Below are 6,455 nucleotides of genomic sequence, written 5' to 3' on the forward strand. Positions count from 1 at the left end.
GTTCTACCCTATGTGACACACCCCAAAACGGCCGTTCTCGGACGGGCTGGGGGGGGGGGGACTTCTTGCCCTATCATCCTCTCCAGATACCCATATAGTTCATCTTCCATATTGCTATAGTCGCAATAGGGACTATCGTCGTTAAGCATATCTTCCATACGAGAATCACCCCAGGCTAACTCCAGGTCACCAAAGAGACGATTTTTGTTCCTCATTGCAGTATCGCTCTGCACTTGTCGTCGCTCGAATGAGAAATATTATTTTTTATTTGTCATATTCTTCTAGGAAGCGTTTGATCATGGAAGTTACAGCTTGCGGAGACCGCTTGACTTCATCTAACTGCGTCAAAGCCAAGCCTGACCAAACTACTTCCATCCTCTTTTAGCTTTGATAAAAGACTCAACTTGCGAATTTGGAATGCAGCGACCTGCTCTATTTTCCTTCAGAGCATATTCTGCAGCCGCAATCATCACCTCACGTGGTATACCATGAATCGAATTAGTCGACTCACTCATATCAACATCGCCCAAAGAAGACTCAATTTTAGCTATCAAGGAATATTTATCCTCAATGCTTAAATTCCTGATTTCATCCCAATAAGGAATGGTTCTATCTTGTGATACATTACTTGTCAACATAATACATTCTCCTTTATTTTAATCTTTGTCTGCAAATTTACGACTTTCTTTCGTAATCACCAAGGATTTAAGTGAAAAAATGCATATATTAACCTATACTTGGCTTAGGGCTAAACATCACAATATACAAAAGATTCTGCTTCCTTACCGGTTCTGCGGCGATAGTCATCACGCATTCGCTTTTCCATTTGTGCTATGTATTCTGCCTTTCGCTCCCTAGAAGCCTTGAAGCGACGTATAAAATCTGCTTTTTTTCTTCTATGTTCATAACGTAAGTTTTGTTTCGACTCCCCTGTCCCCCTCTTGCGAAGAGGGGGTCCTTAACCCACTCCCAAGCCCTCGCCCTTTCCAAAAGGGCAAGGAATGTAACCGCCCTCCGGTGCTCAGAACCGTTACGCTATAAGGTTGGCGGGGCATCAAAGCCCTCGCCAGGTTGTGCGAGATGGGACCGCTTTGCCATAACTTACTATAACATTTTACTCAGATAACTCATAGTTTTTTAATGCTACATGTTCATTCTACAACTCAATCTTCTTCAACGACTTCGAGTAAATTTCTACTTATCGTAAGCGTTGCACCACTGATATACTTGATTTCGCTGCAGATGACGGCTTTCTTGCCATTATAGCTCTGTACGTATGCTTCCACACCTTTCATGCTACCTGCTACCACTCGCACTTTGATACCTTTCTTCAAAGGAACAGGGGCAGCAGTGACAGGTTCTTCATCATTCTCTACAAAATATCGATAGTTGGCAATAACATGGTCGGGAATTTGGTATATTTTCCTTTGACCTGGCATCGTCAGCATCTTATACACATCCGAACGGAAACGGATTTTGTCAAGTTGTCTCGAAGAGACGTTACAAAAGATGAAAGTGGAAAGAAATAGCTTTTCTTTCACTTTTCGCTTATTGGAACGTTTGTCTATATAAACTACTTTTACCTTGGGAATCCAGTAATCAAACCAAACATGATTGTGATTAAGATTGATTCGTATAGAATCAGCTATTCTCGTTTCACAATTCACTCTCACTACAGCCACATACCATCCTGCATCAGCAGGCTTTTCAAGCCCATCATTAGGCTTTTGGGGAGCCATTTCCTTTGCGTTTTCTTCGTTTTTTGCCATGGCTTCGCCGTCGTCCCCTGCAATAGTGGACGTAACCTGTGCTTGTATATTTGTCTCTTTCATCATGCGAATCAAGTTCGTTTTTTGATGTCGTTCATCTGAATCTCTACATAAGAGACACAGAATCTCCTTGCAAAAATACGAAAATTGTTGGAAACTAGCAAATTATGCGTGTTAAAAAATTAATATCATTCTACGAAATTCTACATTTTTTTAGCATTCTTTTCGTACACAATCTTCTAAGTCGTTGGTTTAAAGAATGTTTTTCGGTTTTCTGTGTCTCTTATGTAAAAATTCTAAAAAATTATTTAAAATGATAGGGACACCTTCATCTCTACCAAAGAAACAAAGATGCCCCTATATATAGTAAGGTATCAGAATCAAGTACCGCAAAAATACAAAGTAAAACACCGCTAAAAATCGAGACCATTTACCGTTTATGAGGGAATTAAAGGGGGTAGCACCATCACTCTATAACCCAATCTATCCAATTATCAGGCGTCACGATGCACTTATCTTTCACCTGATAAGCAGAAAGGAAAGAGGCCGGGAACTTTGTATTGGCACGCTTAGGATTCCACTTCATTTCAAACAAGGAAAACTGACCATCACACTCCTCCAGATAATCAATCTCCTGCTGCTGACTGGTACGCCAAAAATAGCTGTTTACATATCGTCCAGCATTTTGATTCGCCTTCATTCGCTCACTAATGAAGAAGTTTTCCCACAAAGCCCCCACATCCTGACGGAGAGCAAGAGGTGCAAAGTTTTGCAAGATAGCATTACGTATTCCATTATCATAAAAGTAGAATTTCTTAGCACGTTTCAACTCCGTACGTAAGTTGCGACTAAAGCCATTCAACTTGAATATAATATAACACTTTTCGAGCAAATCAATGTACTTCTCTACCGTTTTATTATCTGTTCCTACGGTTTGCGCCAACTCATTGTATGAAACTTCACTTGTAACCTGCAGCGCCAAGGCAGTAAGCAGCTTGGACAACAGGGCTGGACGCCGAACACTTTCTAAATTCAACAAGTCCTTATACAGATAACTGTTAGACAAATTATACAGCAACTCCTTTGCATCCGTCTCATGATTCATGATATCTGGATAAGACCCATAAATAAGCCGATTCTCTAATGTTTGTTTTACACTAAGCAGTCCATGAGCCTTCATCAGTTCTCCTGTAGAAAAAGGGAAAAGATGGTACTCAAACTTGCGTCCTGTCAAAGGTTCGTTGAGTTTATTCTGCAATTCAAAAGAGGAGGAACCTGTCACCAAGAGTTGTACATCTGGGAAATTATCCGTGATTCGTTTCAAAACCATCCCGATATTCTCTACCCGTTGAGCCTCATCTATCACAACAATAAGGTTGTTGCCAATAAGCAGACGCAACTCAGAAGAATTTGCCTTTGCCAGCAACTCCCTTACTTCCGGTTCATCGCAATTCAACATAAGAGTAGGTTCATCACGATTCTCGAGCACCATTTTAAACAGCGTGCTCTTACCCACTTGTCTGGCACCAATCACAATGATAGCCTTCCCGTAAAACATCCGGGCTTCAATTGTATCTTGTATTTGACGACGTATCATAAATATCCTTTCTTTTAAGTTATGAATCCTTCTTTCTTTCGGATGCAAAGATAAGGAAAAATAATCGTAATCCCAAAATTTATACCTATTTTTGGGATTACAATCCCAAAAAACATAGTAAATTTTGGGATTATAGCATTATTTCAACGTTTTTCTCCGACCTTCTCCCTATCTCATAGGGACAGTATCAGTTTTGAAAACGGACATTAAAAAGTGCGATAATACCGCCCAAACTACCTATTTTTATATAGTTAGGGCGGTGCTATCGCAAACATATCCTCTTTTCCTCCCCTATCTCATGGGGACAGTATCAGTTTTGGAAACGGACATTCTATCCATCATATCTCCAAGAGACAGTAAATCCATGAAATTAGCACATAAAAACGGGTACTCTATACCAAAATAAAAAAAATCTTTTAATTTACTTGGTAGTTTAGAGAAAAAAACGTATTTTTGCTGCTGTAAATTGATGAATGTTTTTAAAAAGGAGTAAGTATGAATACATTAGCAATAAACGAACCTCAATTGTTGGTACTTGCCGAAGAAGACAAGGAGAAAGGCAGAGTTACCCATTGGAATTCTGTTGATGAAATGTTTGATACTATTTTAGGAGAATAATGTATAAACTTGAGAAATCCCCAATCTGTAAAGTTCAACAGATTGGGGATTTACATTTTCTGAAACTCCATAAAAACCAAATAAGACAATATCTCATGGGGACAGTTTCAGTTTTGAAAATGGACATTAAGGGGATAGGATTCCCCATTCCACAAGAGAAAAGAGAGTGGATTTGCAGCAACAAGTTCCTATATATAATAAGGTGTAAGCTCGGGAAAAATGAGTTTGAACCAAAATGAACCAAAATGAACCAATCGTAAAAGTTTAAAGAATACTAAAAATTTTGTTTTCGCTTGAAAATTCCTTTTAAAATGCCTATATTTGCAATGCCATTAGAAATGACGGCAGACATAAAGAGGTAGCAACTACGCTTAGTTCGGACTGAGAATTCATTGTACACAAGAACGAAGTCGGCAAGTTCTTATGCTTGCCCAAGCGGAATTGCTTCTTATTTAATAAACAAGACGATGTCGTAAACAAGTACGACATCGTCTTAGAAACTATAACGATGAATTATGGATACATTTGTAGAAAAATTAAACAACAATCCTATCTTCCAGCTATCCTTATCATCCAAAGAGTTGTTTCATAGCAACTTTTTGGCATGGTTAGCAGAAGATAAGAATACGCGTACCATTTTTAACCAAATTATGAAAATTTGGATGCAAGACGAAACTTGGGAATTCGATGATAGCAAGATGATGGTAAAACGAGAATACTATCATTTTGACTTTTGCATTTGTAAGAAAGTACGTAATTATCATACTGATAAAGATAAGGAGCAGGAAACACAAGCCGAAGAATACATTCCTGGTCCAATTATTTTTGTTCTTGAAAATAAATTCAAGAGTTTGCCGTATAAAGAACAGTTAGAGAAATATCACCAAAAAGTACTGAGCCTAAATGTACAAGGTTTAAAAGACCAGGAAAAGGCTAAGATTTTCCTAAGAAATGAAGGGAAACAGAAATCGGAGGAAAAAGAGTCCCTAACTCTGAAAAGAAATTGGACAAAAGAGAATATTAAGCTAATCAATAGTCAAAATACAGAAACAAAATATGTTCTACTTACGTTGGTAGACAATATACTTGATAACATTGATAAAGCTACATCTTCCAATTCTAGTTTTACAACAACAAGTACTTTCAAGAGTGGGAATATCGAAATTACTAACACCGCAAATTGGCAAATCAAAAACTATTCTAAATACTCAGACTTGCTTGATGATTTAAATAAAAAGCCAGAAATATGGAAAGACAATACACTAAAAGATTTCTACCAGGAGCTGATTAAGAAGTATTGTGAATTCATTAGTCTATTTTCTGAGCATATAACAACTTGCTTATCAAAAATGGATAAAAATAAAGAATGGAATTCCATTAATCCAAATACTTGTTGGAGCATTTTGACCAATCAGCAAGATTTTAATAAAATACGCTGCTCTGACATTTGGCAAAAATCAGTTATGTACAAATGCGCAAAGTACTTATCATCAAAGATAAGCAGCGATTTTGTCATAGACTACAACTCAGATGACAAACATATTTGGGAAGACAGAAACGAAACTCCAGAAGGAAAACAAAAGCTATTTATCGGCATCGGATTTTTCCATGGCGAAGCCTTTCTTGAATTCAAGTATCGCATGAATGACAACTGTATTTTCACTTTGCAACAACAAGGAAATAATACTCTATGTGTTGGGGTTGTTGTTAAAGGCATAAACAAAATAGAAAAGAAGAATGGGTGGAATAATGAAGTAATCAAAAAAATCGGGGAGTATTTTCCTGATTTTATAGAATATAAAGACAAAAAGTTCTATGCTTATCAAGGAAGATATTGTTCGTTCTTTTATTATCATCTTGCAGAAGAAGAGGTTGGAAATTCTTCTATTGAAATAAAACAAAAAGGAGAAAAGCGATTATCAGTTACCATAACTATAGATAAAATGATAGCGATAATGAAAGAAACAATTATGAGTAAAAACATTGGCAAATAGAAAGAATAAGATGGAAAGAAGATACACCAATATCATCCCTTCAGGTATCGGAAAAGAGGACGCCAAAATGAGTATGAACAAACTCAAAATCCATAAAAATATGGTTAGAAGGGAAACTTCTAGAAATCAGATAGAACCCAATGAAGGTTGTCTCCCGGAACTTAGACCTCAGATTGACTTTCACAAATTCTTAAGATAACCATCCCATGACATACGAAGAATTCAAGCATTTGGCTGAGCATCCACAGCATCGGGATGTTCCAGCCATCTTCAAGCTCGAAGTTTTAGAAACAGAAGAGCTGGAGGAGAAAAAGCGTTCACATTATCCGAAATACAAGGTGAATACCTATTGTCCGCAAGCCTTCACCACAACTTTGGAGGAGGCAGAGAGACTGATGCACCAGGATGTCCTTTACCGCAAGAAGATGAAGGAGGAAGACGACTATCCGCTGGATACCTTCTGCTATTATATCTCGG

General features: G+C 37.7%; 5 protein-coding genes and 1 pseudogene. 3 read left to right on the forward strand and 3 right to left on the reverse strand.

What is annotated here, in order from left to right:
• Nucleotides 1-365: 365 nt before the first annotated feature.
• The 3 genes from F7D73_RS12655 to F7D73_RS12665 all read right to left on the reverse strand — a co-directional run bounded on the left by F7D73_RS12655 (nucleotide 366) and on the right by F7D73_RS12665 (nucleotide 3,366).
• A complete protein-coding gene (locus F7D73_RS12655; RefSeq protein ID WP_117588191.1) occupies nucleotides 366-638 on the reverse strand; it encodes a hypothetical protein in 273 nt (90 codons plus the stop codon).
• Nucleotides 639-1,163: 525 nt separating this feature from the next.
• Nucleotides 1,164-1,769, reverse strand: coding sequence for a transcription termination/antitermination NusG family protein (locus F7D73_RS12660; RefSeq protein WP_194256919.1), 606 nt, complete (start codon nucleotides 1,767-1,769; stop codon nucleotides 1,164-1,166).
• A 466-nt stretch (nucleotides 1,770-2,235) separates the two neighbouring features.
• Entirely contained in the window at nucleotides 2,236-3,366 is a 1,131-nt protein-coding gene (locus F7D73_RS12665) for an ATP-binding protein (protein WP_153125240.1), read from the reverse strand.
• Nucleotides 3,367-3,861: 495 nt separating this feature from the next.
• Between F7D73_RS12665 and F7D73_RS16360 the strand changes: the two genes are divergently transcribed.
• The 3 genes and pseudogenes from F7D73_RS16360 to F7D73_RS12675 all read left to right on the forward strand — a co-directional run.
• Nucleotides 3,862-3,984, forward strand: a complete 123-nt coding sequence (locus tag F7D73_RS16360) for a hypothetical protein (RefSeq protein ID WP_262884890.1) — start codon at nucleotides 3,862-3,864, stop codon at nucleotides 3,982-3,984.
• A 515-nt stretch (nucleotides 3,985-4,499) separates the two neighbouring features.
• Nucleotides 4,500-5,978: a PD-(D/E)XK nuclease family protein gene (locus F7D73_RS12670; RefSeq protein ID WP_153125242.1), complete on the forward strand. Its 1,479-nt coding sequence runs from the start codon at nucleotides 4,500-4,502 to the stop codon at nucleotides 5,976-5,978.
• A 206-nt stretch (nucleotides 5,979-6,184) separates the two neighbouring features.
• A pseudogene (locus F7D73_RS12675) lies at nucleotides 6,185-6,455 on the forward strand (hypothetical protein); the annotation flags it as partial.

It is taken from the genome of Segatella copri (genome assembly GCF_009494395.1).
GTDB lineage: Bacteria > Bacteroidota > Bacteroidia > Bacteroidales > Bacteroidaceae > Prevotella.

Coding starts and splice junctions, on each gene's coding strand:
- F7D73_RS16360 (WP_262884890.1), top strand. CDS start 3,862: ATGAATACATTAGCAATAAACGAACCTCAATTGTTGGTACTTGCCGAA.
- F7D73_RS12655 (WP_117588191.1), bottom strand. CDS start 638: ATGTTGACAAGTAATGTATCACAAGATAGAACCATTCCTTATTGGGAT.
- F7D73_RS12665 (WP_153125240.1), bottom strand. CDS start 3,366: ATGATACGTCGTCAAATACAAGATACAATTGAAGCCCGGATGTTTTAC.
- F7D73_RS12660 (WP_194256919.1), bottom strand. CDS start 1,769: ATGGCAAAAAACGAAGAAAACGCAAAGGAAATGGCTCCCCAAAAGCCT.
- F7D73_RS12670 (WP_153125242.1), top strand. CDS start 4,500: ATGGATACATTTGTAGAAAAATTAAACAACAATCCTATCTTCCAGCTA.